At 64.4% G+C, this 23457-nt stretch carries 25 protein-coding genes; 14 read left to right on the top strand and 11 right to left on the bottom strand.

What is annotated here, in order from left to right:
- Nucleotides 1-170 precede the first annotated feature (170 nt).
- Complete coding sequence (locus tag ACT53T_RS17550; protein ID WP_476162203.1) at nucleotides 171-440, top strand: hypothetical protein; 270 nt, start codon at nucleotides 171-173, stop codon at nucleotides 438-440.
- Between the two features lie 339 nt (nucleotides 441-779).
- Nucleotides 780-1316, top strand: coding sequence for a protease adaptor protein RcdA (gene rcdA / locus ACT53T_RS17545; protein WP_018265192.1), 537 nt, complete (start codon nucleotides 780-782; stop codon nucleotides 1314-1316).
- A gap of 81 nt (nucleotides 1317-1397) precedes the next feature.
- Here rcdA and rpmE read toward each other — a convergent pair whose 3' ends face one another.
- Entirely contained in the window at nucleotides 1398-1628 is a 231-nt protein-coding gene (rpmE, locus tag ACT53T_RS17540) for a 50S ribosomal protein L31 (RefSeq protein ID WP_024880132.1), read from the bottom strand.
- A gap of 125 nt (nucleotides 1629-1753) precedes the next feature.
- Nucleotides 1754-2128 carry a cell cycle two-component system response regulator CpdR gene (gene cpdR, locus ACT53T_RS17535; RefSeq protein WP_018265194.1) on the bottom strand — a complete coding sequence of 125 codons (375 nt, stop codon included), beginning with the start codon at nucleotides 2126-2128 and terminating at the stop codon, nucleotides 1754-1756.
- Between the two features lie 215 nt (nucleotides 2129-2343).
- Here cpdR and ACT53T_RS17530 point away from each other — a divergent pair, with 215 nt between their 5' ends.
- The 5 genes from ACT53T_RS17530 (at nucleotide 2344) to hrpB (ending at nucleotide 8110) form a co-directional block, all read left to right on the top strand.
- A complete protein-coding gene (locus ACT53T_RS17530; RefSeq protein WP_476162225.1) occupies nucleotides 2344-3264 on the top strand; it encodes an N-formylglutamate amidohydrolase in 921 nt (306 codons plus the stop codon).
- 117 nt (nucleotides 3265-3381) lie between these two features.
- Entirely contained in the window at nucleotides 3382-4218 is an 837-nt protein-coding gene (gene hisN / locus ACT53T_RS17525; protein ID WP_476162202.1) for a histidinol-phosphatase, read from the top strand.
- Nucleotides 4219-4231: 13 nt separating this feature from the next.
- Nucleotides 4232-5134, top strand: a complete 903-nt coding sequence (locus tag ACT53T_RS17520; RefSeq protein ID WP_476162201.1) for a hypothetical protein — start codon at nucleotides 4232-4234, stop codon at nucleotides 5132-5134.
- Between the two features lie 75 nt (nucleotides 5135-5209).
- Nucleotides 5210-5602, top strand: coding sequence for a ComEA family DNA-binding protein (locus ACT53T_RS17515; protein ID WP_400767572.1), 393 nt, complete (start codon nucleotides 5210-5212; stop codon nucleotides 5600-5602).
- 33 nt (nucleotides 5603-5635) lie between these two features.
- On the top strand, nucleotides 5636-8110 hold the full coding sequence (gene hrpB / locus ACT53T_RS17510; protein WP_476162200.1) for an ATP-dependent helicase HrpB: 2475 nt from the start codon (nucleotides 5636-5638) through the stop codon (nucleotides 8108-8110).
- Between the two features lie 11 nt (nucleotides 8111-8121).
- Here hrpB and ACT53T_RS17505 read toward each other — a convergent pair whose 3' ends face one another.
- Together ACT53T_RS17505 and ACT53T_RS17500 are read right to left on the bottom strand one after the other, a co-directional pair.
- Nucleotides 8122-8445 carry a type II toxin-antitoxin system HicB family antitoxin gene (locus ACT53T_RS17505; protein WP_476162199.1) on the bottom strand — a complete coding sequence of 108 codons (324 nt, stop codon included), beginning with the start codon at nucleotides 8443-8445 and terminating at the stop codon, nucleotides 8122-8124.
- Nucleotides 8442-8696, bottom strand: a complete 255-nt coding sequence (locus ACT53T_RS17500) for a type II toxin-antitoxin system HicA family toxin (RefSeq protein WP_024880126.1) — start codon at nucleotides 8694-8696, stop codon at nucleotides 8442-8444. The genes ACT53T_RS17505 and ACT53T_RS17500 overlap by 4 nt, the downstream gene beginning before the upstream one ends.
- A gap of 158 nt (nucleotides 8697-8854) precedes the next feature.
- Between ACT53T_RS17500 and ACT53T_RS17495 the strand changes: the two genes are divergently transcribed.
- From ACT53T_RS17495 to ACT53T_RS17485, 3 genes are all read left to right on the top strand, one after another.
- The gene (locus ACT53T_RS17495) at nucleotides 8855-10249 is read left to right on the top strand and encodes an MmgE/PrpD family protein (RefSeq protein ID WP_476162198.1); all 1395 of its coding nucleotides are present in this window, start codon (nucleotides 8855-8857) and stop codon (nucleotides 10247-10249) included.
- A 70-nt stretch (nucleotides 10250-10319) separates the two neighbouring features.
- A complete protein-coding gene (locus ACT53T_RS17490; RefSeq protein WP_476162197.1) occupies nucleotides 10320-11141 on the top strand; it encodes a phosphosulfolactate synthase in 822 nt (273 codons plus the stop codon).
- A gap of 201 nt (nucleotides 11142-11342) precedes the next feature.
- Nucleotides 11343-12815, top strand: coding sequence for a Hint domain-containing protein (locus ACT53T_RS17485; protein ID WP_476162196.1), 1473 nt, complete (start codon nucleotides 11343-11345; stop codon nucleotides 12813-12815).
- 24 nt (nucleotides 12816-12839) lie between these two features.
- Here the strand turns inward: ACT53T_RS17485 and ACT53T_RS17480 are convergent, their stop codons facing one another.
- From ACT53T_RS17480 to ACT53T_RS17470, 3 genes are all read right to left on the bottom strand, one after another.
- Nucleotides 12840-13226, bottom strand: coding sequence for a GtrA family protein (locus ACT53T_RS17480; protein ID WP_476162195.1), 387 nt, complete (start codon nucleotides 13224-13226; stop codon nucleotides 12840-12842).
- Between the two features lie 66 nt (nucleotides 13227-13292).
- Nucleotides 13293-13847, bottom strand: coding sequence for a retropepsin-like aspartic protease family protein (locus ACT53T_RS17475; protein ID WP_400767587.1), 555 nt, complete (start codon nucleotides 13845-13847; stop codon nucleotides 13293-13295).
- Nucleotides 13848-13950: 103 nt separating this feature from the next.
- Nucleotides 13951-14607: a hypothetical protein gene (locus ACT53T_RS17470; RefSeq protein ID WP_476162194.1), complete on the bottom strand. Its 657-nt coding sequence runs from the start codon at nucleotides 14605-14607 to the stop codon at nucleotides 13951-13953.
- A gap of 191 nt (nucleotides 14608-14798) precedes the next feature.
- Between ACT53T_RS17470 and purE the strand changes: the two genes are divergently transcribed.
- From purE to ACT53T_RS17450, 4 genes are read left to right on the top strand one after another with little or no spacing between them, the layout of a single operon-like run.
- On the top strand, nucleotides 14799-15272 hold the full coding sequence (gene purE / locus ACT53T_RS17465) for a 5-(carboxyamino)imidazole ribonucleotide mutase (protein WP_043332243.1): 474 nt from the start codon (nucleotides 14799-14801) through the stop codon (nucleotides 15270-15272).
- Nucleotides 15269-16357: a 5-(carboxyamino)imidazole ribonucleotide synthase gene (locus ACT53T_RS17460; protein ID WP_476162193.1), complete on the top strand. Its 1089-nt coding sequence runs from the start codon at nucleotides 15269-15271 to the stop codon at nucleotides 16355-16357. Before purE ends, ACT53T_RS17460 begins: the two co-directional genes overlap by 4 nt.
- A 43-nt stretch (nucleotides 16358-16400) precedes the next feature.
- The gene (locus ACT53T_RS17455; protein ID WP_476162192.1) at nucleotides 16401-16592 is read left to right on the top strand and encodes a DUF4160 domain-containing protein; all 192 of its coding nucleotides are present in this window, start codon (nucleotides 16401-16403) and stop codon (nucleotides 16590-16592) included.
- 23 nt (nucleotides 16593-16615) lie between these two features.
- Complete coding sequence (locus tag ACT53T_RS17450; protein ID WP_476162191.1) at nucleotides 16616-16861, top strand: DUF2442 domain-containing protein; 246 nt, start codon at nucleotides 16616-16618, stop codon at nucleotides 16859-16861.
- 9 nt (nucleotides 16862-16870) lie between these two features.
- On the opposite strand, the gene ACT53T_RS17445 is transcribed toward ACT53T_RS17450, so the two are convergent.
- From ACT53T_RS17445 to ACT53T_RS17430, 4 genes are all read right to left on the bottom strand, one after another.
- Nucleotides 16871-17584 carry an arylesterase gene (locus ACT53T_RS17445; RefSeq protein WP_476162190.1) on the bottom strand — a complete coding sequence of 238 codons (714 nt, stop codon included), beginning with the start codon at nucleotides 17582-17584 and terminating at the stop codon, nucleotides 16871-16873.
- A gap of 127 nt (nucleotides 17585-17711) precedes the next feature.
- Nucleotides 17712-20168, bottom strand: a complete 2457-nt coding sequence (locus ACT53T_RS17440) for a TonB-dependent receptor (protein ID WP_476162189.1) — start codon at nucleotides 20166-20168, stop codon at nucleotides 17712-17714.
- Between the two features lie 433 nt (nucleotides 20169-20601).
- Entirely contained in the window at nucleotides 20602-22614 is a 2013-nt protein-coding gene (locus ACT53T_RS17435) for an acetyl-CoA carboxylase biotin carboxylase subunit (protein WP_476162188.1), read from the bottom strand.
- A gap of 81 nt (nucleotides 22615-22695) precedes the next feature.
- On the bottom strand, nucleotides 22696-23331 hold the full coding sequence (locus ACT53T_RS17430) for an ATP-dependent Clp protease proteolytic subunit (RefSeq protein ID WP_108918566.1): 636 nt from the start codon (nucleotides 23329-23331) through the stop codon (nucleotides 22696-22698).
- Nucleotides 23332-23457 lie beyond the last annotated feature (126 nt).

Here is a 23457-nt window from a genome sequence, read left to right as displayed (position 1 = left end):
GCCGGCGGCGGGCGCGTCAAGCATTCACTCGCACGCCATCCGCATTCGCCGCGCCCCGGCGTTAACCGGAGATAAACCCTGACAGCGGCGTCCGTCGCGGCCTTCACCGTTTCGAAAGCGCCATTTGGCCAGAGTGAGGCCCTCGGCCCCCGTCTGTTGGAGAGTGTCCCGTGCCGTTCGATCCTGTGGAAATCGTCGAGACGAGAGGCGGCCGGCCCGCCGCGACCCTTCGCCGGAGCGACGCCGCGCCGAAAAACGGTCGCTCGATCGCGCTCCATGGCCGGCCGGCGGCGCCCGATCGCTGGCAATTGCTGCGCGTCGGCCTACTGCTGGCGATCGCCGCGCTCTGCGCCGGCGCTCTGAAGGCGGGCCTCGGCCGCACGGTCGCCGGCGCCGAGCGCACTGCGGGCGTGGAGCTCCAGCGCAACATCCAAGGCTGAGGCTGAGCTGCTCGGCTGGAAGGATATTCCGCGCCGTCGCGGCGGAATTTCGCGTCCTTCTTCGAGCGATGGTTAAAGCAGGCCGATAAAAGGCGACATTTCATTTGCTTAAAGCCGGTCGCTAATGCGTCGCATCGGCATCGGCCGGTCGGGGAGAGGCGGGCGCCGACCCGCACGGAGGCGGCTCGCGAGCCGTGACCTCGGGCGTAATACGTACGGATTCAAAGATTAAGGTTAAGCAAAACCTAATAAGGCGCGCCCCGCAAATTTGCGTTACATAGGTCTCATCGGAACGGCGCGGATCGAGCGCGACGTTCGAGCGTTCGAGAGCGTCGTATGATGGGGCAAGCGTCCGATTCGGTGGAAAGCATTCAGACTCCGGTCTCCTTCGTGGAGAAGCTGGCGGGGTCGGAAGCATTCGGGGCCATGTTTCGCGAGGGCATGGCGCTGGTGGAGGAGGCGGCGGCCTATCTCGACGGCGATGGCCGGGATGACGCCAAATCGCTGCCGCGATCCGAGGCTCTGGCCTATGCGGCCGAGAGCATGCGGCTGACGACGCGGCTGATGCAGATCGCCTCCTGGCTGCTGCTGCAGCGGGCGGTCAATCAGGGCGAGATCACACGCGCGCAGGCCGCCAGCGACAAGCACAAGGTGCGGCTGTCGCAGCAGGAGCTGGCGTCCAATCCAGACGTTTTCGCGCATCTGCCGCAGAAGCTGCGTGACCTTGCCATTCACTCGCTGCGCCTGCAGGCGCGGGTGATGCATCTCGATCAGCTGATCTATGGCTCGGACGCCGGCTATCCGCAGAATAGGGCGGAGAGCCCTGTCGAGGCCCAGCTGCAGAGGCTGCGCAACGCTTTCGCGCCGGGGCTGTGAGACGCTCCGCTTCGTGAGAAGAAACCAAAAAAGCCGCGCTCTCGAGCGCGGCTTTTTTTGGCGCCGGTAAAGACCGAACGCTTACTTCTTGCCGAAGGACAGATTGCCGAAGCGCGAGTTGAAGCGCGACAGGCGGCCGCCACGGTCGAGCAGCTGAGCGGAGCCGCCGGTCCAGGCCGGATGCGTTTTGGGGTCGATGTCGAGGTTGAGCGTGTCGCCCTCGGCGCCCCAGGTCGAGCGCGTGAAATACTCCGATCCGTCGGTCATCACGACCCTGATCGTGTGATAGTCGGGATGGATTTCCTTCTTCATCGTCATTCCTCGAAAAGAGAGCCGCGCCGACGCCGGCGTTTGGCGGCGCTCATAGCGCATGGCGCGCAAAGGAGCAAGGTCGCCCGAGCGGCGCCGCAATTCTAAACCGCGTCGCCCCGCTCCGGTCAGGCGGCGAGCAGGCGCTGCACCTCGTTGACGAGGTCCTTGAGGTGGAAGGGCTTCGAGAGAATTTTCGCCTGCCGCGGGGCCTGATTGTCGGGATTGAGGGCGACCGCCGCAAAGCCCGTGATGAACATCACCTTTATATCGGGATCGAGCTCCGTCGCGCGGCGCGCCAGCTCTATGCCGTCCATCTCCGGCATCACGATATCGGTGAGCAGCAGCTCGAAAGGCTCGACGCGGAGCTGGTCATAGGCGGAGAGGCCGTTGTCGAAGGAGGTGACGGCGAACCCGGCCGTCTGCAGCGCGCGCACCAGAAAGCGGCGCATGTCGGTATCATCCTCCGCCAGCAGGATTTTCGCGGCAATCTTGTCGGTCATATCGCTCCTCGCATGTTCTAGGACATAAGGGCGCAGTTTGGTAAAAATCGGGTGAAAATAAGGACCCGCTCACGCCCGCTCGTGAAATTCTGGCCCTTGTTTCGCATGAACCGAAATTTTCGGGAATATGCGCGCCGAAAGAGTCTATGCTGCCCCTCCGCGATATTCTCTCGAGGGGGCGATAGGAGAGTGAGAGCGATGAGGCGTCGACGATGATGGACGAGGAGCGGGCCGCGAGCCCGACGCCCGCCGATCCCGAGCTCCATGTTCCGTTCGAGCTGGTCGAGCCCGCCGAGCTCTCCTCGCCGCTCGTCTTCTCGTCCCCGCATTCGGGCGACATTTATCCGGCGAGCTTTCTCGCCAGCTCGCGGCTCGACATCGCCAATCTGCGCCGGTCCGAGGATGCGCATGTGCATGAGCTCTTCGCCCTCGCGCCGGCGATCGGCGCGCCGCTGCTCAAGGCGCATTTCCCGCGCGCTTTCCTGGACGTGAATCGCGAGCCCTACGAGCTCGACCCGCGCATGTTCGAGGATGCGTTGCCGGAATTCGCCAACACCCGCTCGCTGCGGGTGGCGGCCGGCCTCGGCACGATTCCCCGCGTCGTCGCCGACGCTCGCGAGATCTATTCCGGCCGGCTGCGCGTCGCCGAGGCGCTGCATCGCATAGAGAGCCTGCACAAGCCCTATCACGCCGCTCTGCGCGGGCTGATGGAGCGCGCGCGCCGCAAGTTCGGCGTCGCCCTGCTGGTCGATTGCCATTCCATGCCCTCCAGCGTCGCCAAGGAGAGCGCGACCGGCCGCGGCGATAAGCGCAAGCCGGATTTCGTGCTCGGCGATCGTTTCGGCGCGAGCTGCTCGGGCGACGTCGTCGAGGCCATCGAGGCGCGGCTGCGCCAATGGGGCTATCATGTGCAGCGCAATCGGCCCTATGCCGGCGGCTATATCACCGAGCATTACGGCAGGCCGGGCGCCGGCTGGCATGCGGTGCAGATCGAAATTTCACGAAATCTCTATATGAACGAGGTCGATCTGCGTCGCAGCGTCGATTTCGATCTGCTGGCCTCCCGGCTCGGCGAGATCGTGCGGCTGCTGACGCAAATCGTCGGCCCGCGCGAGCAGCGCGCCGCGGCCGAGTAAATCCACAGCGTTTCCAGCCGAAGTGGACGCCGGTTCGGCGTTGGAGACGAAACAAAAACCTAGCGTCTCTCCCCGGTTTCATTGAAACAGGGGAGAGACCTAGAGCCCGGAGAGGCAATGACCGCCGTCGATTTCGAGAAATTCGTCGAACGCCTCGCCGACGCCTCCGGCGAGGCGATCCTGCCCTTCTTCCGCACCAGCCTCGCGGCGGAGGACAAGGCCCCGGGCGGCGCCTTCGATCCGGTGACGGAGGCCGATCGCGCCGCCGAGATCGCCATGCGAAGGCTCATAGAGGCGACATTCCCGAGCCATGGAATCATCGGCGAGGAATTCGGCAATCTCCGCGCCGACGCCGAATATGTCTGGGTGCTCGATCCGATCGACGGCACCAAGAGCTTCATCTGCGGCCTGCCGCTATGGGGCACGCTCATCGGGCTCCAGCATCGCGGGCGACCCTGCTATGGGCTGATGCATCAGCCCTTCACGCGTGAGCGCTTCTCCGGCGACGGCGAGGCCGCCTACTGGCGCGGGCCGGCGCGGCATCATCGTGTCGAGCCCAGCTGGAAGGCGCAGCCGCCGGCGCCGACCGAGGAGCGTCGCAAGCTGCAGACGCGCCCCTGCGCGACGCTTGCCGAGGCGACTTTGATGACCACCTCGCCGAGGCTCATCGACGAGCGCCTGCGCGACGATTTTTTCCGAGTCGAGGCGCAGACGCGGCTCTCGCGCTATGGCGGCGACTGCTACGCCTATTGCGCGCTCGCCGCCGGCCATGTGGATTTGGTCATAGAGACCAATCTCAACCCGTACGACATCGTCGCGCTGATCCCGATCGTCGAAGGCGCGGGCGGAATCGTCACCACTTGGGACGGCGGCTCCGCCGCGCAGGGCGGCGCGATCATCGCGGCGGGCGACAAGCGCGTGCATGAGGCGGCGATGCGAATGTTGGTGGTTTAATGGGGAGCCGGTAATGGACCCTAACGACCTTTCTGATGAACAGCTTCTTTTCATCGTGGGGGAAACAGACAAAGAGCTTTTTCTTGCTGGGATGGATATAAAGCAGCGGTATATGGAAGTTCCACAGACTATAATGAAGAGATTTGGCTACATACGATATGTAATAGCTGGATCTATGACCCCAGATATTTTGAAAAGAATTTATGATATTTATTCATCTATTTATAGAAAGCATGATTTAGCTATAGGAGGACATATTGGAGTATTTATGTACAGAGACATATTTGCTCGAATTTCTGTTCCAGAGGGCTTTGGGATGATTGCCATAGAGCCGTTTAAATGCGTGGAGCTGACCCCAATCCAATTGCGAATAATACAGACAGAGCCGGATCAGATAGCATTATTTGTTGATCAATTTATCGATGTATTTGATATACAATGGGGAATAAATGAAATGAGGGTGCCGTTTAACACTATGGAACTCGTCCTCCGCTACATTGATAGAGCTCGTTTACACCTTCATGCTTCTGCCGCTATTGTTACCGGGGGCTACGATTATCGCGGAGCAGTACAAAACGCGCTTCTCGCTGTGGAACTCGCTTTGAAAGCCGCTGTCGCCTCGCAGGGCTTCAACGAAGACGAAATACGGGGAAAGTTTAAGCACTTTCTCTCGGCGCTTGTTGATCAAGTCTCACTTGCTTGGCCATCGTTTGACGCGTCTCGCGTTCACAGAGTGATAGCCTGCCAGCCGCATTACGTTGGCAATCGGTATGACCGTGAGCAGCCGGATCGGCGTACCGTCGGGCACACAATAATGGGAGCGCAGTTCACTGTTGCAGAAGTGGTAAGGCAGATGTCCGATCGTAACCTTCGGGCCGATTTATCCCCGCCGCCCGCGCGTCATTATCCAGCCTAGGTAATCGTTTGTATTTGTTTCGGATTGAAGGTCGCGCCATCTTGAACCTAGAGTGCTACCTTGCGAGGTTTCGTCATGCGGAATATTTTGCGCCTTTGCCTTCTCGCCTTCCTGTCCGTCTTCGCCGCCGCTGCGCTGGCGCAGGCGCCTGCGACCTCCATCGCCAAAGCGGGCAAGAGCGCGCCCGCCAAGCAGCAGCCGGCGACGCCGGCGCAGGACCCTTCCAAAGAATCGCCTTCCAAGGAGCCGCCCGCCAAGGAGGCCGCGCCGAAGCCGGCGGAGCTTCTCGACATAAACTCCGCGAGCAAGGAAGAGCTGGACGCGCTGCCCGGCATAGGCGAGGCGCGCTCCGTGGCGATCATCAAGGGGAGGCCCTATAAGGGCAAGGACGAGCTCTATCAAAAGAACATCCTCCCCAAAGGCGTCTATGAGAAGATCAAGGACAAGATCATCGCCAAGCAGAAGTGAGCGCGCCCCGCGCGTGAGAGCGTGGGCGCATCCTTGATCGCATTCGCCGACCGTCTGCCGATCGACGAGGTTCTGCCGCGCGTGACGGCGGCGCTCGCCGACAAGCGCAATCTCGTCGTCGTGGCGCCGCCCGGCGCCGGCAAGACGACGCGCATTCCGCTCGCTCTGCTGGACGCCGATTGGGCGACGGGCGGCAAGATCATTCTGCTGGAGCCGCGCCGTCTCGCCGCGCGCGCCGCCGCCGCGCGCATGGCCGCGAGCCTGCGCGAATCCGTCGGCGAGACGATCGGCCTGCGCATGCGGCTCGAGTCGAAAATCTCTGCGAAGACGCGCGTGGAGGTCGTCACCGAAGGCGTGTTCGCGCGCATGATCCTCGACGATCCCATGCTCGAGGGCGTCGTCGCCGTGCTCTTCGACGAATTTCACGAGCGCTCGCTCGACGCCGATGTCGGTCTCGCTCTGGCGCTCGACGCGCAAGCGGGGCTGCGCGACGATCTGCGCATCATCGCAATGTCGGCGACTCTCGATGGCGCGCGCGTCGCCGGCCTCATGGGCGGCGCGGAGGTCATCGAGAGCGAAGGCCGCGCCTTTCCTGTGGAGACGCGCTATCTCGGCCGCGACTCCAATGAGCGTCTGGAAGAGGCCGTCGTCCGCGCCGTGACGCGCGCGCTGGCGGAGGAGAAGGGCTCGATCCTGGTTTTCCTGCCGGGGCAGGGTGAGATTCAGCGCGTCGCCAATTTTCTCGGCGAGCGGCGCCTTCCTGCGGATGTCGATATCGCGCCGCTGTTCGGCGCGATGGATCGCAAGGAGCAGGACCTCGCCGTCGCGCCCGCCGCGCCGGGCCGCCGCAAGGTGACGCTCGCCACGTCCATCGCCGAGACCTCGCTGACCATAGAAGGCGTCCGCGTCGTCATCGACAGCGGGCTCTCGCGCGTCGCCGTCTTCGAGCCCGATCTCGGCCTCACGCGGCTCGAGACGGTGCGCGCCGCGCGCGCCAGCGTCGATCAGCGACGGGGCAGGGCGGGGCGCACGGAAGCGGGCGTTTGCTATCGCCTTTGGGACGAGGCCGCGACCGTCTCGCTGCCGGCTTTCGCCGCGCCGGAAATCCTCGCCGCCGATCTCTCCGGCCTCGCGCTCGATCTGCGCTCCTGGGGCCTCGACGATCCGAATAAGCTCGCCTGGCTCGATCCGCCGCCGGCGCCGGCCTGGAAGGAGGCGGTCGCTCTGCTGCGCGCGCTCGGCGCTCTCGATGAGACAGGCGCGCTCACCGCGACCGGCCGCGCGATCCGCTCGCTGCCGCTGGCTCCGCGCCTCGCGCGCATGATCTTGGAAGCCGCCCGCCATGGCGAGGCCGAACGCGCCGCCGATCTCGCTCTGCTGCTCTCCGAGCGCGGGCTCGGGGGAACGTCCAGCGATCTCTCCGATCGCCTCGATCGTTTCCGCTCCGACGGCTCGCGCCGCGCTCGCGACGCGCAGCGGCTTTCGGCGAGCTGGGCGAGCCAAGCGAAAGCCGCCGTCCGGCGAGAGGCGGAAGCCGACCTCTCCGATGGCGCGCTCATTTCCATGGCCTATCCCGATCGCATCGCCAAAGCGCGCGGCGCGGGCGGCGAATTTCTGATGGCCAATGGCCGCGCCGCCGCCACGCCGCCGCATGACGTTCTCGCCAAGGCGTCTTTTCTGGCGATTGCCGAGACTGCCGGCCGCGCCGCGCAGGCGCGCATTCTCGCCGCTTGCGCGCTCTCGGCCGAAGAGGTGGAGCGCATCGCCGCCGATCGCATAGAGACGCGCGACGAAACGATTTTCGACGCGCCGAGCGCGAGCCTGCGGCGACGACGGTTTCGTAGGCTCGGCGCGATCCGTCTCGCCGAGCAGAATCTCTCGGTCGAGGCCAGCGAGGAGAATGCGGCCATTCTCGCGCGCGGCGTCGCCGGCCTCGGCGTCGCGCGTCTGCCTTGGAGCAAGGCGCAGGAGCAATTGCGCGACCGCATCGCCTTTCTGCGCCGCGCCGAGGGCGACGATTGGCCGGACGTCAGCGACGAAGGCCTCGCGCAGAGCGTCGAGGATTGGCTCGCGCCTTTCATCCTCGGCCGCGCCAGCGTCGCCGCCATAACGGCCGATGATCTCGGCGCCGCGCTCTCGGCGCTGCTTCCCTATGAGCTGACGCGGCGGCTCGATCAGGAGGCGCCCGCCTTTTTCGAGACGCCCGCCGGCTCGCGCCATGCGCTCGATTACGCCGCCGCCAATGGGCCGCTCTTATCTGTGCGTGTGCAGGAGCTGTTCGGCCTTTCCACGCATCCGACGCTCGCCAAGGGCCGCGTTCCCTTGACGCTGGAGCTCTTGTCGCCGGCGCATCGGCCCATTCAGACGACGCGCGATTTGCCGGGCTTTTGGGCCGGCTCCTGGGCCGAGGTGAAGCGCGAGATGAAGGGCCGCTATCCGCGCCATCCATGGCCCGACGACCCCGCCGGCGCGGCGCCGACGACGCGGGCGAAGCCGCGAGGGACGTGAATTCGTCCAGCTCAGGCGACGTCCTCGAGCCGGTTGGCGATGAACTGGTTGATGCTCTCGCCGGCCTTGGCCGCTCGTTCCGCTATGCGCCTATGAAGCTCGGGAGCGATGCGCAGCGACAGCGTGCCGGAATAAGGCTTTTCCGGCTCGACGCCGCGCTCCTCGCACCACTCCCGATAATCGGCGATCGTCTCGGCGAAGGCTCGGCGCAGTTCCTCAATGTCCCGGCCGGCGAAATGAAGCGTGGCGCGGGCGTTGACGACGACGCCGTTCATCGACGCGTCGCCCTCTTCGTAGGACACTTCGGCGATATAGCCGTCATGCTTCAGGATCATGGCTTTACTCCCGCGCTCTCGAGGAAGCGGCGAACGGCGGCGACGGCGCCCTTGTCGGTTTCCGGTCTCGGATGCGGGCGGTGGAAAACCGCCTCGGAGCCGGCGAGCGAGAACCGGACGCGAGAGCCGCGCCCCTCGTAACGCTCTGCCCCGAGCGCAATCAGAAGGCTCTCGATCTCCGCCCATCGCAGATCCGGGGGGACGGGACGGGCGTAGATCGCTTCCAAAGTGCGCCGGTGCTTTGCGTTCATGAGCGTCGATACCAGAATATGGTATCGACCGCCAGACGGGCAAGCGGAGGCTCGCGCCGAAGACGCGGGGGCATGGAGCCATGACGGCTTGATTCCGCAAGCCGGGGCGACAGGTACTGCTGCTTGCCAGGCAAAGCGGCCTGCAAGGAATCTCGCCAATGACCGAGGTTCAGACGCTCGCGGAATTCGTCGATCGGGCGCGGCTCGAGGAGATGAGCGAGGCCGCGCTCGGCCAGCTGAAAATCCGCGTTCTCGACACGATCGGCGTCGCCTTGGGCGCGCTCGGCGCGGCGCCGATAGAGGCGATCCGCGAGATGACGCTGGCGCTCGGCGGCGCGCCGATCTCGACGCTCATCGGCGGCGGCAAGACCGCGCCCGATCGCGCCGCCTTCTACAATGGCGCGCTGTCGCGCTATCTCGATTTCATGGACAGCTATCTCGCGCCGGGGGAGACGTGCCATCCGTCCGACAATCTCGGCGCCGTTCTCGCGGCGGCGGAAATGCGTGACGCCAGCGGCGCGGAATTTTTGGCGGCGCTCGCCGTCGCTTATCAGGTGCAGACGCGCTTGAGCGATGCCGCGCCGGTGCGGGCGCGCGGCTTCGACCATACGGTGCAGGGCGCTTATGCCGCCGCCGCCGGCGTCGCCAAGGCGCTGCGTCTTTCGCCCGAACAGATCGCCAACGCCATCGCCATCAGCGGAACCGCGAACAACGCCTTGCGCGTGACGCGCACCGGCGCGCTCTCGCATTGGAAGGGCCTCGCCTATCCCAATACAGCAATGGCGGCGACGCATGCGGCGCTGCTCGCCGCGCATGGGATCACAGGGCCGCGGCAAGTCTTCGAAGGCAATAAGGGCTTTGAGGAGACGATCGCCGGACATTTCGAGATCGACTGGCTGCGTGAGGATTTGGAGAGCGTCACGCGCACGATTCTCAAGAAGCACAATGCCGAGATTCATTCGCAATCGGCGATCGACGCGGCGCTCGACATTCGCGCGCGGCCGGGGTTTTCCGCGGCGGCCGTGCGCGAGGCGCGGCTCGAGACTTTCGCCGTGGCCTTTCAGATCATCGGCGGCGGCGAGGAGGGCGACAAGCGCCTGGTGCGCAATAAGGAGGAGGCCGATCACAGCCTTCCCTATATGCTCGCCGTCGCGCTCATCGACGGCGAGGTGCAGCCGGAACAATATGCGCCGCAGCGCATTCTCGCCGAGGATGCGCAGACGCTGCTACGCAAGGTGACGATCGTCCCTTCGCCGGAGCTGACCGCTCTGTTTCCGAAATTTCTGCCGGCGCGGCTCGCGATCGAGCTCGATGATGGGCGCCTGCTCGCCTGCGCGCGCGACGATTATCACGGCTTCTATACCGATCCCTTCGATTGGGAGGCGGCGCGGCGCAAATTCGATCGCGTCACGCGCGAGAAGACGAGCGAGATCGAACGCGACGCCATCGCCAATGTGATCGAGACGCTCGAGCGGCGGCGCGTCGCGGAGCTGACGGGACTGCTCGGACGCATCGGCGGATCGGCGCAGGGAGAACGACGAATGCGGGCCTGAAGGCTCGCGGCAGGGACCGCGTTGGACCGCGAGCCTTCAGGCTCGCACTCGAGCACGCGAGGTGAACGCCATGGCCGAGACCACATTCTCCTTCATTCCCCGCGCCGCGCGCACGGCCAAGCCGCGCCAGCGCGGGCTCACCGAAATTCGCGGGCCTTATTACAGCGCCTATGGAAAACGCCATCTCGCCGATCTCTTCGAGACCATGGGCGCATGGATCGACGGCGTGAAATATGCCGGCGGCTCCTTCGCGCTGATGCCGCCCGAGGCGGTGCGGAGCTTCAACAAGACCGCGCATGACCATGGCGCCTATATCTCGACCGGCGGCTGGCTCGAGAATGTGATGCGCTTCGGCCCCGACGCCATCGGCCGCTATATCGAGGAAGCGAAATCGCTCGGCTTCGATGTGGTGGAAATATCGGCGGGCTTCGTCAGCCTGCCGACCGACAGCCTGCTGCGGCTGGTGCGCATGGTGAAGAAGGCGGGGCTGAAGGCCAAGCCCGAGGTCGGCATTCAATTCGGCGCCGGCGGCGATACGGCGGCGGCGGAATTGGAGGCGGAGGGAACGCGCGACGTCTCCTGGCTCATCGCGCAGGCCGAGCGCGCGCTCGACGCCGGCGCCGACATCATCATGATCGAGAGCGAAGGGATCACCGAAAATGTGACGCGCTGGCGCACAGATGTCGCGGCGCGCGTGATCGACAAGCTCGGGCTCGAGAAAGTGATGTTCGAGGCCGCCGATCCGCCGGTCTTCGAATGGTACGTCAAGAATTATGGCAATGAGGTCAATCTCTTCGTCGACCACTCGCAAATCGTGCAATTGGAGGCGCTGCGCCAGGGCATATGGGGCACCAAGAGCACATGGGGGCGCATTCAGAACATTGGCGGATGAGGGCGGGATCACGGCGCGACGGAGGCGACGTACGAGCTGCAACGGATTGATCGATTGCAACTTGCGGTTTATCAAAAGATTCAAATCAAGCGTTATTTCGATTATTGAAATTAAATCGAGGTTCAGGTCGAGATCGATATCTCCCATGCTTCTGATTTGAAATTGTTTTTTTCTGTGGTGTTGGTTCGTAAGGTGATCAAGATGGGCACTTCTACAGTAAATTATACAATTCCCGCCAATGCGGCGGATGGAACTCCCAAAATCGACGTCACGCTCAATCTGACATATTCCGATGCCCTGAATACCGACGGCTCGCACACTGTCACGAATGCGAGCGGGACCTATTCCGTGAATGGAACGGTCTACAATGTCACCGGCGTCGTCGATCCGAGCGGATCGACCGAGGGCGCGGACAATCATTTTTGGCCGAGCGGCAATGGCCCGAACGGCGCCTATGTCGACTACAACGGCCTCAATTTCGTGACTAATTATCCCGCCGCCAATGGCAATCAGACCGGCGGAAACGGCAGCTATGTCGGCCCCAATGTCGATCTCTACTATGATCCGCGTCAGCAAGCCTATCTTCAGGACACGGGCGTCCAGAAGAGTCCGCTCGCCGCGACCAATTTCAGCGCGACCGTGACCTGCTTCGTCACCGGCACGCTGATCCGCACGACGCGCGGCGATATCGCCGTCGAGAATTTGCGCATCGGCGATCTCGTCGTTACGTCAGAAGGGCGCGAGCGTCCGATCGTGTGGATCGGCCATCGCAAGATCGACTGCACGGCGCGCGCGACGCCGCGCGACGCTTGGCCGGTGCGCATCGCAGCCGGGGCTTTCGGCGAAAATCGCCCGGCGCGCGATCTCTATGTCTCGCCGGGGCATGGTCTCTGCGTCGATTGCGTCGGCGAGGCGCTGATCCATGCGCAGAGCCTCGTCAATGGCGCGACGATCGCGCGCGTCCCGGTCGAGACGGTCGATTACTGGCATGTCGAGCTCGAGAGCCACGATATTCTGATCGCCGAAAATCTTGCCTCGGAGAGCTACAGCGCGACCGGCGAGCGCGGCTTCTTCCTCGACATCCAAGGCTCGCCGGCGTCGGAGCGGCGTTTCGACTCCGACTTCTGCCGCCCCTTCGCTTCGGCGGCGATGATCGCGGCCGTGCGCGAGCAGCTCATGGCCCGGGCGGAGCGACTGGGCTATCAGCGCGAGCTCGATCCCTGCGTGCGCCTCCTGGTCGATGGAGCGGAGATCTCGCCGATCCGCGCCGAAGGCTCGGCGATATTCTCATTTCCGCATGACGCGCAGGACATTCGGCTGCTTTCGACGAGCTTTGTTCCGGCGGATGACACTGGCCTCTGCGCCGACATGCGCCGTCTCGGCCTCTCTCTGAGCGGCCTGGTGGCGACGGATGGCCGGGAGATCGCGCGAATTTCGCTCGATCATCCGCAGCTCGCCGAATCCTTCCATCCAGAGGAGGCGGGCGAGCATCGCCCCTGGCGCTGGACGCAGGGCGATGGTCTCGCGCTGCCGCGGTCTCTGTTCTCGCAATTGAACGGCGCGCAGATCATGCTGGTCGTCGCCTATAATTGCGACCAGATGCGCGGATGGGCGCCGCCGCCGTCGCGCCGCGGCGTCTGCGCCATAGACGTGGAGCGCCGCGAGGCGGCCTGACGAGAACAGCGCCGGGCGGGCCGCTCACGCCGGCCCGGCGCGGAAGGTCCACAGGCGATTGCCGAGAAAGGACCAGAAGAAGACGATTCCCGTGGTGACGATCTGCGCCGGCAGATAGGGCGCGCCCATGCTCTCCACGAAGAGGCGCATGAAGCCATAGGTGAGGCAGAAGCCGACGAAGGCGACGAGGGCGAAGCGCCATGTCGTCTCCTCATGCGGCCGCACGCTCTCGAAAGTGTGCCGGCGGTTGAGGATGTAGGAGACGACTCCGCCGGAGAGATAGCCGGCGAGCGCGCCGGGCACGGGCGTCCAGGCGGCGAGCTCGACGAGGCCGACGAGCACCGCATAATGGAGCGCTGTCGCAATGACGCCCACCAGGGCGAAGACGGAGAGCTGGCGGGGGAGCGACATGCGCGGACAATCGCATGTTTCCCGCTCCCGCGCGAGAGGGCCGAGCCCGCGGACGAGGCCTGACGCCTACTGACGCAGAACCAGCTTTCCGCTTCCCGCCTCGATATGGGACAGACGCGACAGAAAAGTCATGCCGAGCAGGCTGGCGCCCAGAGCGCTGCGCTCGGCGACATAGGCGTCGACGTCGCGCAGCACGACCTGGCCGAGCCGCGCCTCGCGCAGCTTCACGCGCGCCATGCGGGTGACGCCATTGGCGGTCTGGGCGGGATATTTGAAATCGGCGGGCGCCGGCAGATAGCCGATCGCGGCGGCGTCCTCATAGGACAGCACGACCGTGCTCGCGCCCGTGTCCACCAGCATGCGGATGCGCTGGCCCTCGATCTCGACATTGGCGGAATATTGGCCGAGCCGATCGGCGGCGATGGTCGTCTCGCCGGGCGCGGCGAGCGGGGCCGCCGGCGCGACAGGCGCGAAGCTCCGCATCGGAGCGGCGTAATCGGCCTGCTGGCGGTAGGGCGAGGTCTTGGCCTGCACCTGGGTGAGAATATGAACGAGCGACTGAGATGCGACGAGCGTGATGAACGCCCCGCCAATGGCGGTGCGGAGGATGGAGCTGGACATCGACATGGTCCCTTAATCCCGGCGACACACCGCCGGCCACGGAAGGCAGAGTAGCGAGGGGACCCTGATCAATACTTAAGGCGCGTCCTTAAACTCGGGCGTGTCAGCGCTTTTTGGAGAGGCTGCGCTGCTCCTGGGCGACATTCGGCTCGGGCGCGGGCTCGCGGACGATCGGCGCCGAGCCGAAGCCGGCGCTCACCACATGGACCAGCGCGGTTCGCACATCCCAGCCGTGGTCCGTCAATGTGATGTCGTAGCAGGCGCGCGGCTCGCCTATGTCGGACTTCTTGGCCGCCTTCGCCAGCTCGGCGGCCACTTTCGCCTTGATCTGCGGATTGTCGATGAGCGTCGCGAGGCCGCGATCCTGCAGATGATGATCGGTGCTGAAATCGTCGATCATCGAGGTCGTCGGCCTGTCGAACTCGCAGAGATTGGCCAGTAGGCCGACCTGCAGCAGCCGCAGCGCCATGCGCGGCTCCAGCGCGTTCAAATCGCGGGCGACGCGGCGGCGGTCCTTGGCGTCCAGCCGCTCGAACAGCACGGGCGGCACGCGCTGCTCGATCGCCGCCTCGCCGAAATCCAGCTTGACGCCCGCGATCTCCGCTCCGCGCAGCCCGCCGAAGCGATCCGCGAGAGCCGCGAGGCCGTCGCCGATCGCATTTGCGTTGACGATGGCGAAGCCGATCGCCAGAACGAGGCCGAAAGTTCCGATCAAGCTCTTCAGCGCCGCGAGCGCCTCCTGCACGCCTTTGATATCCATTTCGCCCCCGCAACCGCCCGCAATATTGCGCGATGATAGCGGAGGCCGGCGGGCTCCGCCATTCGGGGCGGCGGCGCGGAGGCGTGCATTCGCTTGCGCCCCGCCGCCGGTTCGGCTAAGGGGCTGTGCTTCATGCACTCCAGCCCGCCGGAAGAGCCGTGGCGCAGTCCAAGAAGCCTGTCGCGATCATCATGGGGTCCCAATCCGATTGGGCCACCATGCGGCATGGCGCCGAGACGCTCGATGCGCTCGGCGTCGGCTATGAGGCGCGCATCATATCCGCCCACCGCACGCCGGACCGGCTCAGCGCCTTCGCCAAAGGCGCCGAGGCGGAGGGATTCGAGGTCATCGTCGCCGGGGCCGGCGGCGCGGCGCATCTGCCCGGCATGACGGCGGCGCATACGACGCTTCCCGTGCTCGGCGTGCCGATCGAGAGCGCCGCGCTCTCCGGCATGGATTCGCTGCTCTCCATCGTGCAGATGCCGGGGGGCGTGCCGGTGGGCACTCTGGCCATCGGCAAGGCTGGCGCGATCAACGCCGCTCTGCTCGCTGCGTCGATTCTCGCCCGCGGCGACGCCGATCTCGACGCGCGCGTGAAGGAATGGCGGCGCCGACAGACGGAGCAGGTCGCCGAGACGCCGAGCGACGATGCGGGAGCCAAATGACCAGTCTACGCCCCGGCTCCACCATTGGAATATTGGGCGGCGGCCAGCTCGCCCGCATGCTGGCCAAGGCCGGCGCGCGGCTCGGCCTGCGCGCCCATGTCTATTCGCCCGTGGCGGATGATCCCGCCTTCGAGGTCTGCGCCGCGCGCACCATCGCCGCTTTCGAGGACGAGACGGCGCTCGCCGGCTTCGCCGCGGCCGTCGATGTGGTGACTTACGAATTCGAGAATGTGCCGTCGCAGACGGCGGCTTTTCTCGAGGCGCATTCGCTGGTGCGGCCCAATCCGCGCGTGCTGGCGTTGACGCAGGACCGGCTCACCGAGAAGAATTTCGTCCGCGGCCTCGGCATCGAGACCGCGCCTTTCGAGAATGTCGAGAGCGCCGACATGCTGGCGGCCGCCGCATCGCGCCTCGGCTCGCCCGCCATTTTGAAGACGCGGCGCTTCGGCTATGACGGCAAGGGCCAGATCATGCTGCGCGAGGGCGCCGATCTTTCCGCCGCTTTCGAGCAGCTCGGCCGCGCGCCTTGCGTCCTCGAGGGCTTCGTGCCCTTCGCGCGCGAGGTCTCCGTGGTGGCGGCGCGCGGCGCGGACGGCGCCTTCCGCGCCTATGACGTCTGCGAGAATGTCCATGAGCATCATATTCTCGCCCTGACCGTCGCGCCGGCGCGGATTTCGCCGCAGACGGGGGCGGCCGCTGTCGAAATGGCCCGCAAGATCGCCGAGGCGTCCGATTATGTCGGCGTGATCGCGGTGGAAATGTTCGTCGTCGAGGAGGCGGGCGGCGAGCGGCTCGTCGTCAATGAGATCGCGCCGCGCGTGCATAATTCCGGCCATTGGACGCTGGACGGCGCCGTGACCTCGCAATTCGAGCAGCATATGCGCGCCGTCGCCGGCTGGCCGCTCGGCGCGACGCGCCGCCATGGCGCGCGCGTCGAGATGCGCAATCTGATCGGCGATGAGGTCGACAAATGGCCGGATCTGCTGGCGGAGGAGGGGGCCTCGCTCCACCTCTACGGCAAGAAGGAGACGCGCCCCGGCCGCAAGATGGGGCATGTGACGCGGGTGTTCGCGGATCGAAATTGATTGTCGGTTTGTCTCGATAATTTTCTGCGAAGGATGACAAGACGTGCCCACGATTTTGCGTATTGGGTCTTTCCGATTCTTCTTCTACAGTTCCGAGAGCGGTGAGCGGCCCCATATCCATGTGGAGAGCAATGGCGGCTCCGCCAAGTTCTGGCTCGATCCGGTGGAGTTGGCGCGGTCTCATGGATTTCGTTCACAAGAGCTTCAACGACTGCGGCTGACAGATCGAGTATAGAAAGACATTCGAGGAGGCGTGGAATGCCTGGCACGGCCGCCAGACTAGATCCAGCTGCCGTCGACCTCGAGATCGACGACGCTACGCTTCGCGTTTTTCTCGCGGACGGGCGGGAAATCGCCGCGCCTCTCGAATGGTTTCCTCTCTTGCGCGACGCAGAACCCGAGCAGCGGCGCAATTGGCGGCTCATCGGTCGAGGCGAAGGCATTCATTGGCCAGATATTGACGAGGATGTCTCCGTCTATAATCTCCTGGGCTTACCGAGCTGACGCTCTGCCTCACCGCGCTTCCGCCACTCTGCGCCGGCCCGCCGCCGCGTCGAGATTGCGCTCCACCAGCGGCGCGATTCCTGCAACGATGCGGGCGACGCCCGCCGCATTGGGATGGATGTGGTCGTCCTGCATCAGCGCCGGATGGCCGAACACGCCGGCGAGAAAGAAGGGATAGAGCGAGGCGCCCCAACGCGCCGCGAGCTTCGGATAGATCTGATCGAAGGTCACATTATAGACGAAGCCGAGCTCTGGCTTGGACAGCATCCCGCCGATGACGATGCGGGTTCCGCGCTTTTTGTAGCCATCGAGAATCCAATCGAGATTGCGCGCCACGACCGGCGGATCGGTCTGCGTCAGCATGTCATTGCCGCCGAGCTCGACGATGACGACGTCGGCGTCATAGTCCTGCGGCGTCGAGGCGAGGCGCGTGGCGGCGTCGGCGGTGGTGTCGCCGGCCATCGAGCCATTGACGACATCGACATTGCGATAGCCGTCGGCGCGCAGGCGGCGCGCCAGCGCCGGGCCGAAGCCATAGCCTTCCGGCACGCCGAGGCCGGAGCTGAGGCTGTCGCCGAGAATGAGCAGCTTGAGCGGAGGAGAAGGCTGCGCCGCCGCCTCTGTCGCGGCGTGCGTGAAGGAGAGCAAGGACAGCGCCGAGGCCAGCGTGATGATGCTGCGGCCACGGCGGCGCTTCGTCGCGTCGAAAGGATAAGCTCGCAAGACGCACCTCGACAATACCAGATGAAATGTCGAGGCGCAGGATAGGCCGCGGCGCGTATGACCGAGGTGAAGAATTCCCGTCGGATTCGACGCGTCGCCAAATCCGCGGGCTTCAACTGTCGCCGCTCTACATGAGCTTGACGCGAAACGCCCCGCCGAAGGTCGCTGGCCAGCGTGTGAGCGAGACTCTCGCAGGATTGGAGGCGGAGCCCGTGTCCCAGGCGGTGTAGGGTCTCTCATCGCCGATATTCTTGGCCCAGAAGCTGAGGCTGTATTTGTCGTCGTCGGTGCGGATGCCGACGCCGACATTCACGATCGCATAGCTCCCCTGCCAATATTGCAGAATGGACCATGGATTGGTCAGCTGCGTCTTGTCCTGCCAGTTGACGTTGAAATAGCCGAAGGCGGTGATCGGCTTGGAGGTCCAGTCGTCGAGGCCGGCGAACTTTCCGAAGCCGCCGAGATCGGCGAACACGGCCCCGAGCGGCTGCTCGTAATTCGCGCCGATGTTGAAGGTCCACATCGGCACGCCCTGCCAGCGCGTGTTGGAGAGCGAGAGATATTGGGGCGCCTTCGGCGTTCCCGACGTCCATTGCCAATCGGTCGGCGGCGCGGCGTCGGGATAGGAAACCCATCGCGCATCGGAGAAGGCCGCGTTGACGCTGATCCACAGCCTGTCGATCGGGCTCCAGCGGCCATCCAGCTCTATTCCCCGCAGACGCGCATGGTCGGCGTTGCCGAGCGACGACACCGAGATCGGCGCGCCGAGCGCGTCGACGCGCGAGGAGTCGACGGTCGTGGTCTGAAAATTGTAGAAGTCGTTCCAATAGAAATTGGCGTTGAGCTGGAGCTTGTTGTCGAGCCAATTCGTCTTGACTCCGAGCTCATAATCCCAGGAGACCTCGGGCTTGGTGAAGAGCGGCGTCCAGGCGCTGAAGATTTTCTGCCCAGTCGCATTGGTCGAATAGGTCGGATTGCCGCTCGTGTTGACGGCGGCCGCCTTCTCGGCGCGACCGACAATTCCATAGAAGAGAATGTTCTCGTCCCATCGATATTGCGGATTGAAGATCGCCGTCACATGGTTGGAGCGCGTGGTCGCGCCGCCGCGGTCCGAAAGTCCGAAACCGCTCGCCGCGATGATCGCCTGATCCTGATCGACGATCGAGACGGTCGGATAATATCGGTTGAGATGGCTCACCGAGCCCTGGCGAATTTCGTAGCTGTTGCGAACGCCGAGGGTGAGCGCCAGCTGCTCGTCATAATGCCAGGTCGCCTGCCCATAGGCGGCGAACTGAATGTCGCGCGCTTTGGTGTACCACCAATCCTGCACGCCGGGCAGCGCTCCAGGCATGTTCAGCCATTTCGCGGCGTCGGAGCCGAACTCGACATGGTGCATCTGGTTGGCGGAGTCGTCGTTGAGGAAATAGAGGCCGGTCGTCCACGCCAGCTCTTGATCCTTCGGCGAGGTCAGACGGAACTCTTGCGACGCCTGACCGACATAAGTGTCCATGCCGTCGCGCCAGAGCTCCAGCAATTGCGTCTCTTCGAAATAGCGCTGCTCGTTTCGGTTGAACCCATAGGCCGAGATCGACGTGAAGATATTTTCGCCGATCCCTATGTTGAGCTCGTTGGTGGCGGTGATGGTTCTCACCGGGTCGACGCCCATGCGCGAGATGGACGGCTTATAGGGGTCCAATGACAGGATCGGCTTGCCGAGCTTCTTCCATACGTTCTGGACCCAGGTCGAGCTCGGGCGCGTGCCATTGGCGTAGACGAGGGTGGTGTCGGCGTAGGGCGCGCTGTTGTAGCCATTATATTCGTGAGACGTGCTGTAATTGAAAATGAGCCGGTCGGAGATATCGTCGCCGACATAGAGAAGCTGCCCGCGGACGCCCCAGCGGTCGGTGTTCTTATATCCGGCGCCGCTCACCTGATCGCGAATCCAGCCGTCGCCCTTGTCCATGAAGAAGCTCACGCGATAGGCGAGCGTGTCGTCGACGATCGGGCCCGTGACCGAGACTTTCTCGATGACGCGGTTGTAATTCGCGAAATTGGTCTCGACCGTCGCTCCTTGGGTGAAGGACGGCAGTCGCGTGTTGATGATCAGATTGCCGACCGCGGCGTTCTTTCCGCCCGCCGTGCCTTGCGGCCCATAGGCGATCTCGAATGATTTGAGATCGAAGAGGTCCATCCACTGGAAGCCCCAATATCTCCAGAAGACATTGTCGACGACATAGCCAGTCGGCGACTCTGTGCCGACGCCGGTGCCGGCGCCGATGCCGACCCATCGCATGGTTTGGCGCGAGGACTGCTGCGTGCCGCCGTTATTGGCGCGATAATTCGGGATCTTCTGCTGCAATTCGTCGGCGCGGTTGATGTTCTCCCGCTCGATGGTCTTCTCTTCGACGACGATGACGGAGCGCGCCTTTTTCTGCGCCTCCAGGACAGGACGCGATGTTTCGCCCCCATTATCCTCCTCGCCGGGGACCACGACATCGCCGACCTGGACATTGACAGAGCCCGGAGCCGGCGCGTCCTGGGCGAAAGACTCGCCTATTCGAGTAGACAGTGTGATTGCCGCCATGGCCAAATAGGCGACGCACGAAGCGCTGGATAGAAGATAAAACCTTGTCTTTGATGCGCCTCGAGGCTCTGAGCGGAACATGGATGAACCTTCTTTGTGTATTAATACTATCGAAAATATAGAGTATTATCCTGATGCGCTTGTCAAGCCGAGCTCGAGGCGAGGCGGCCGGCGAACAGTCGTGAGCACATGGAAAAGCGCATCCGAGCGCGCGCGCCCGCGCTTCGGCGCCGGGCGTTATCGCCCGCGCGTGACGCGTTCGTTCGCTTCGATGCTGGGCTGAGGATGGCGGAGCGAGAGACGGCGTCGGCTCCGCCTCCTTTTGCGGAGCGGAGCCGATCTGGTCGTCATAGGGACATCGCTCGGCGAGCCCCGGCGTTTCTGTCGCAGGGCCGCGAGCCGCGCCCTGGAGCGCTCTCGCGGCGCTAGGGCGCTACTCGGCGAACTCCATGATCACCGCATCGACGGCGAGGCTGTCGCCCGGCTTGGCGGCGATCTTCTTGATCGTCACGTCGCGCTCGGCGCGCAGCACATTCTCCATCTTCATGGCTTCCACCATGCAGAGCGGCTCGCCGGCCTTCACCTCCTGGCCCTCGACGACGTCGACCGTCTTGACGAGGCCGGGCATAGGGCAGAGCAGATGCTTGGAGACGCCGACATTCTTCTTCTTCGGCATCAGCGCGTTGAGCTCGGCCTCGCGCTTGGTGAAGACGCGCGCGTCCACCGCCACGCCCTGGTGCGAGAGCTGGAAGCCGTTGAGGATCGGCCGAATCTGCACATAGATGGCGGCGCCGTCTATGGTCCCCTCGAAGACGGGATCGCCCGGCCGCCAATGCGAGGAGATGCGGCGCGTGCGGCCGTCCTCCTCCTCGAAATGGACGATCAGCGCCTCGCCCTGCGTGTCCAGCGAGACATGGAACGACTGCTCGCCCAGCGCGCAGACGCGCTCGCGCTCGAACTCGAACGGCCGGCCGTGGCCGAGCTGTCCGCTGATCAATCGCTTGCGTTCGTTGCCGATGTGATCGACCAGCGCCGCCACCGTCGCCAACACATGGGCGACCTCGCCATCCGGCTGCGGCGCGGCGAAGCCGCCCGCATATTCCTCCGCGATGAAGCCGGTGGAGAGCTGGCCGGAGCGCCAGCGCTCATGCTGCATCAGCGAGGCGAGGAAGGGGATATTGTGGCGAATGCCGTCGATCACGAAACGATCCAGCGCGCTGCCCTGGGCGTCGATCGCCGCGAGGCGGTCGGGGCCATGGGTGACGAGCTTGGCGATCATCGGATCATAATGGATGGAAATCTCGCGGCCTTCCGCGACGCCCGTGTCGTTGCGCACGGTGATCGCGCCCTCGCGCTTCTCCTCCGGCGGGCGATATTTCACCAGACGGCCGATGGAGGGCAGGAAGTTGCGGGTCGGGTCCTCGGCGTAGATGCGGCTCTCCACCGCCCAGCCGTTGATCGTCACCTTCTCCTGGCGCAGCGACAGAGGCTCGCCGGCGGCGACGCGAATCATCTGCTCGACGAGATCGATGCCGGTGATGAGCTCCGTGACCGGATGCTCCACCTGCAGGCGAGTGTTCATCTCGAGGAAGTAGAAGCTCTTGTCCTGGCCGGCGACGAATTCCACCGTACCGGCGGAGTCGTAATCCACCGCCTTGGCGAGCGCGACGGCCTGCGCGCCCATCGCCGCGCGGGTCTCCTCGTCGAGGAGCGGCGAGGGGGCTTCCTCGATCACCTTCTGATTGCGGCGCTGAATGGAGCACTCGCGTTCGTTGAGGTGAATGACATTGCCATGCTTGTCGCCCAGCACCTGAATCTCGATATGGCGCGGGTTGACGATGAATTTCTCGATGAAGACGCGATCGTCGCCGAAGGAGGAGGCGGCCTCGGAACGGGCGCGATTGAAGCCCTCGACCACTTCCTCTGCCTTGAAGGCGACGCGCATGCCCTTGCCGCCGCCGCCGGCGGAGGCCTTCAGCATGACCGGATAGCCGATCTCATTGGCGATGCGGACCGCCTCTTCGCCGTCCTGAATGACGCCGAGATAGCCGGGAACGACATTCACCTTGGCGGCGGAGGCGAATTTCTTCGACTCGATCTTATCGCCCATCGCCTCGATCGCGCGGGGATTGGGGCCGATGAAGACGATTCCGGCCTCCGCCAGCGCAGTGGCGAAAGCGGCGCGCTCGGAGAGAAAGCCATAGCCCGGATGGACGGCCTCGGCGCCGGTCTCCTTGCAGGCCGCGACGATCTTGTCGATGAGCAGATAGGATTGCGCGGCAGGGGGCGGGCCGAGATGAATGGCCTCGTCGGCCATTTCGACATGAAGCGCGTCAGCGTCGGCGTCTGAATAGACTGCGACCGTCTTTATGCCCATGCGGCGGGCGGTCTTGATGATGCGGCAAGCGATCTCGCCACGATTGGCGATCAGAATTTTACGAAACATGCGCGCCCCGATACATGCGGAACGGCGCGCCTGCCTATCTCGACCAGCGAGAAAAGCGGGCGCGCCGGGATTTGATCTCGCTCAGGCCTTGGCCTCTGCCGGATCGTCGGGATGGTTGATCTCCACCCGGTCGACGATGCCGAACTCCTTGGCCTCCTCGGCGGACATGAAGTGATCGCGATCGAGCGTCTGCTCGATCGTGTCATAGTCCCTGCCGGTGTGCTTGACGTAGATTTCGTTGAGGCGCCGCTTGATCTTCATAATATCCTCCGCATGGCGGAGGATATCCGAGGCCTGGCCCTGGAAGCCGCCCGACGGCTGATGGACCATGATGCGGGCGTTGGGCAGAGCGATGCGGTTGCCGGCCTCGCCGGCGCAGAGCAGCAGCGAGCCCATGGAGGCCGCCTGGCCGATGCAGAGCGTCGCCACCTTGGGCTTGATGTATTGCATCGTGTCGTAGATGGCGAGACCGGAGGTCACGACGCCGCCCGGCGAGTTGATGTAGAGAAAAATCTCGCGCTTGGGATTTTCCGCCTCGAGGAAGAGGAGCTGAGCGATGATGACCGAGGCCATATGGTCCTCGACCTGACCGGTCAGAAAGATGATTCGCTCGCGCAGCAGGCGCGAATAGATATCGAAGCCGCGCTCTCCGCGGCTCGTGTTCTCGATCACCTGGGGGATCAGATATTGGTTGTAGACGTCGATCGGATCACGCATCTGTTTTGCGCCTTTTTTAGATTTGACTGGCCTGCGACCGAGGCTCCGCGCAGCGGGGCTCTGCGCTCCCGGCTTCGCGGCGGCCTCTTCGACCCGCCGTCTTTCCCCCACATGGAGTGAAAGCCA

It is taken from the genome of Methylosinus sp. DMC45, assembly GCF_056313885.1.
The sequence above is the reverse complement of the archived record's forward strand: the minus strand, read 5'-3'. Positions and strand labels throughout refer to the sequence as shown.

Coding starts and splice junctions, on each gene's coding strand:
- ACT53T_RS17450 (WP_476162191.1), top strand. CDS start 16,616: ATGCCTGGCACGGCCGCCAGACTAGATCCAGCTGCCGTCGACCTCGAG.
- hisN (WP_476162202.1), top strand. CDS start 3,382: ATGACCGCCGTCGATTTCGAGAAATTCGTCGAACGCCTCGCCGACGCC.
- ACT53T_RS17505 (WP_476162199.1), bottom strand. CDS start 8,445: ATGATCCTGAAGCATGACGGCTATATCGCCGAAGTGTCCTACGAAGAG.
- purE (WP_043332243.1), top strand. CDS start 14,799: ATGGGGTCCCAATCCGATTGGGCCACCATGCGGCATGGCGCCGAGACG.
- ACT53T_RS17495 (WP_476162198.1), top strand. CDS start 8,855: ATGACCGAGGTTCAGACGCTCGCGGAATTCGTCGATCGGGCGCGGCTC.
- rpmE (WP_024880132.1), bottom strand. CDS start 1,628: ATGAAGAAGGAAATCCATCCCGACTATCACACGATCAGGGTCGTGATG.
- ACT53T_RS17480 (WP_476162195.1), bottom strand. CDS start 13,226: ATGTCGCTCCCCCGCCAGCTCTCCGTCTTCGCCCTGGTGGGCGTCATT.
- ACT53T_RS17515 (WP_400767572.1), top strand. CDS start 5,210: ATGCGGAATATTTTGCGCCTTTGCCTTCTCGCCTTCCTGTCCGTCTTC.
- ACT53T_RS17490 (WP_476162197.1), top strand. CDS start 10,320: ATGGCCGAGACCACATTCTCCTTCATTCCCCGCGCCGCGCGCACGGCC.
- ACT53T_RS17440 (WP_476162189.1), bottom strand. CDS start 20,168: ATGGCGGCAATCACACTGTCTACTCGAATAGGCGAGTCTTTCGCCCAG.
- ACT53T_RS17430 (WP_108918566.1), bottom strand. CDS start 23,331: ATGCGTGATCCGATCGACGTCTACAACCAATATCTGATCCCCCAGGTG.
- ACT53T_RS17475 (WP_400767587.1), bottom strand. CDS start 13,847: ATGTCCAGCTCCATCCTCCGCACCGCCATTGGCGGGGCGTTCATCACG.
- ACT53T_RS17435 (WP_476162188.1), bottom strand. CDS start 22,614: ATGTTTCGTAAAATTCTGATCGCCAATCGTGGCGAGATCGCTTGCCGC.
- rcdA (WP_018265192.1), top strand. CDS start 780: ATGGGGCAAGCGTCCGATTCGGTGGAAAGCATTCAGACTCCGGTCTCC.
- cpdR (WP_018265194.1), bottom strand. CDS start 2,128: ATGACCGACAAGATTGCCGCGAAAATCCTGCTGGCGGAGGATGATACC.
- ACT53T_RS17485 (WP_476162196.1), top strand. CDS start 11,343: ATGGGCACTTCTACAGTAAATTATACAATTCCCGCCAATGCGGCGGAT.
- ACT53T_RS17470 (WP_476162194.1), bottom strand. CDS start 14,607: ATGGATATCAAAGGCGTGCAGGAGGCGCTCGCGGCGCTGAAGAGCTTG.
- ACT53T_RS17530 (WP_476162225.1), top strand. CDS start 2,344: ATGGACGAGGAGCGGGCCGCGAGCCCGACGCCCGCCGATCCCGAGCTC.
- ACT53T_RS17460 (WP_476162193.1), top strand. CDS start 15,269: ATGACCAGTCTACGCCCCGGCTCCACCATTGGAATATTGGGCGGCGGC.
- ACT53T_RS17500 (WP_024880126.1), bottom strand. CDS start 8,696: ATGAACGCAAAGCACCGGCGCACTTTGGAAGCGATCTACGCCCGTCCC.
- ACT53T_RS17520 (WP_476162201.1), top strand. CDS start 4,232: ATGGACCCTAACGACCTTTCTGATGAACAGCTTCTTTTCATCGTGGGG.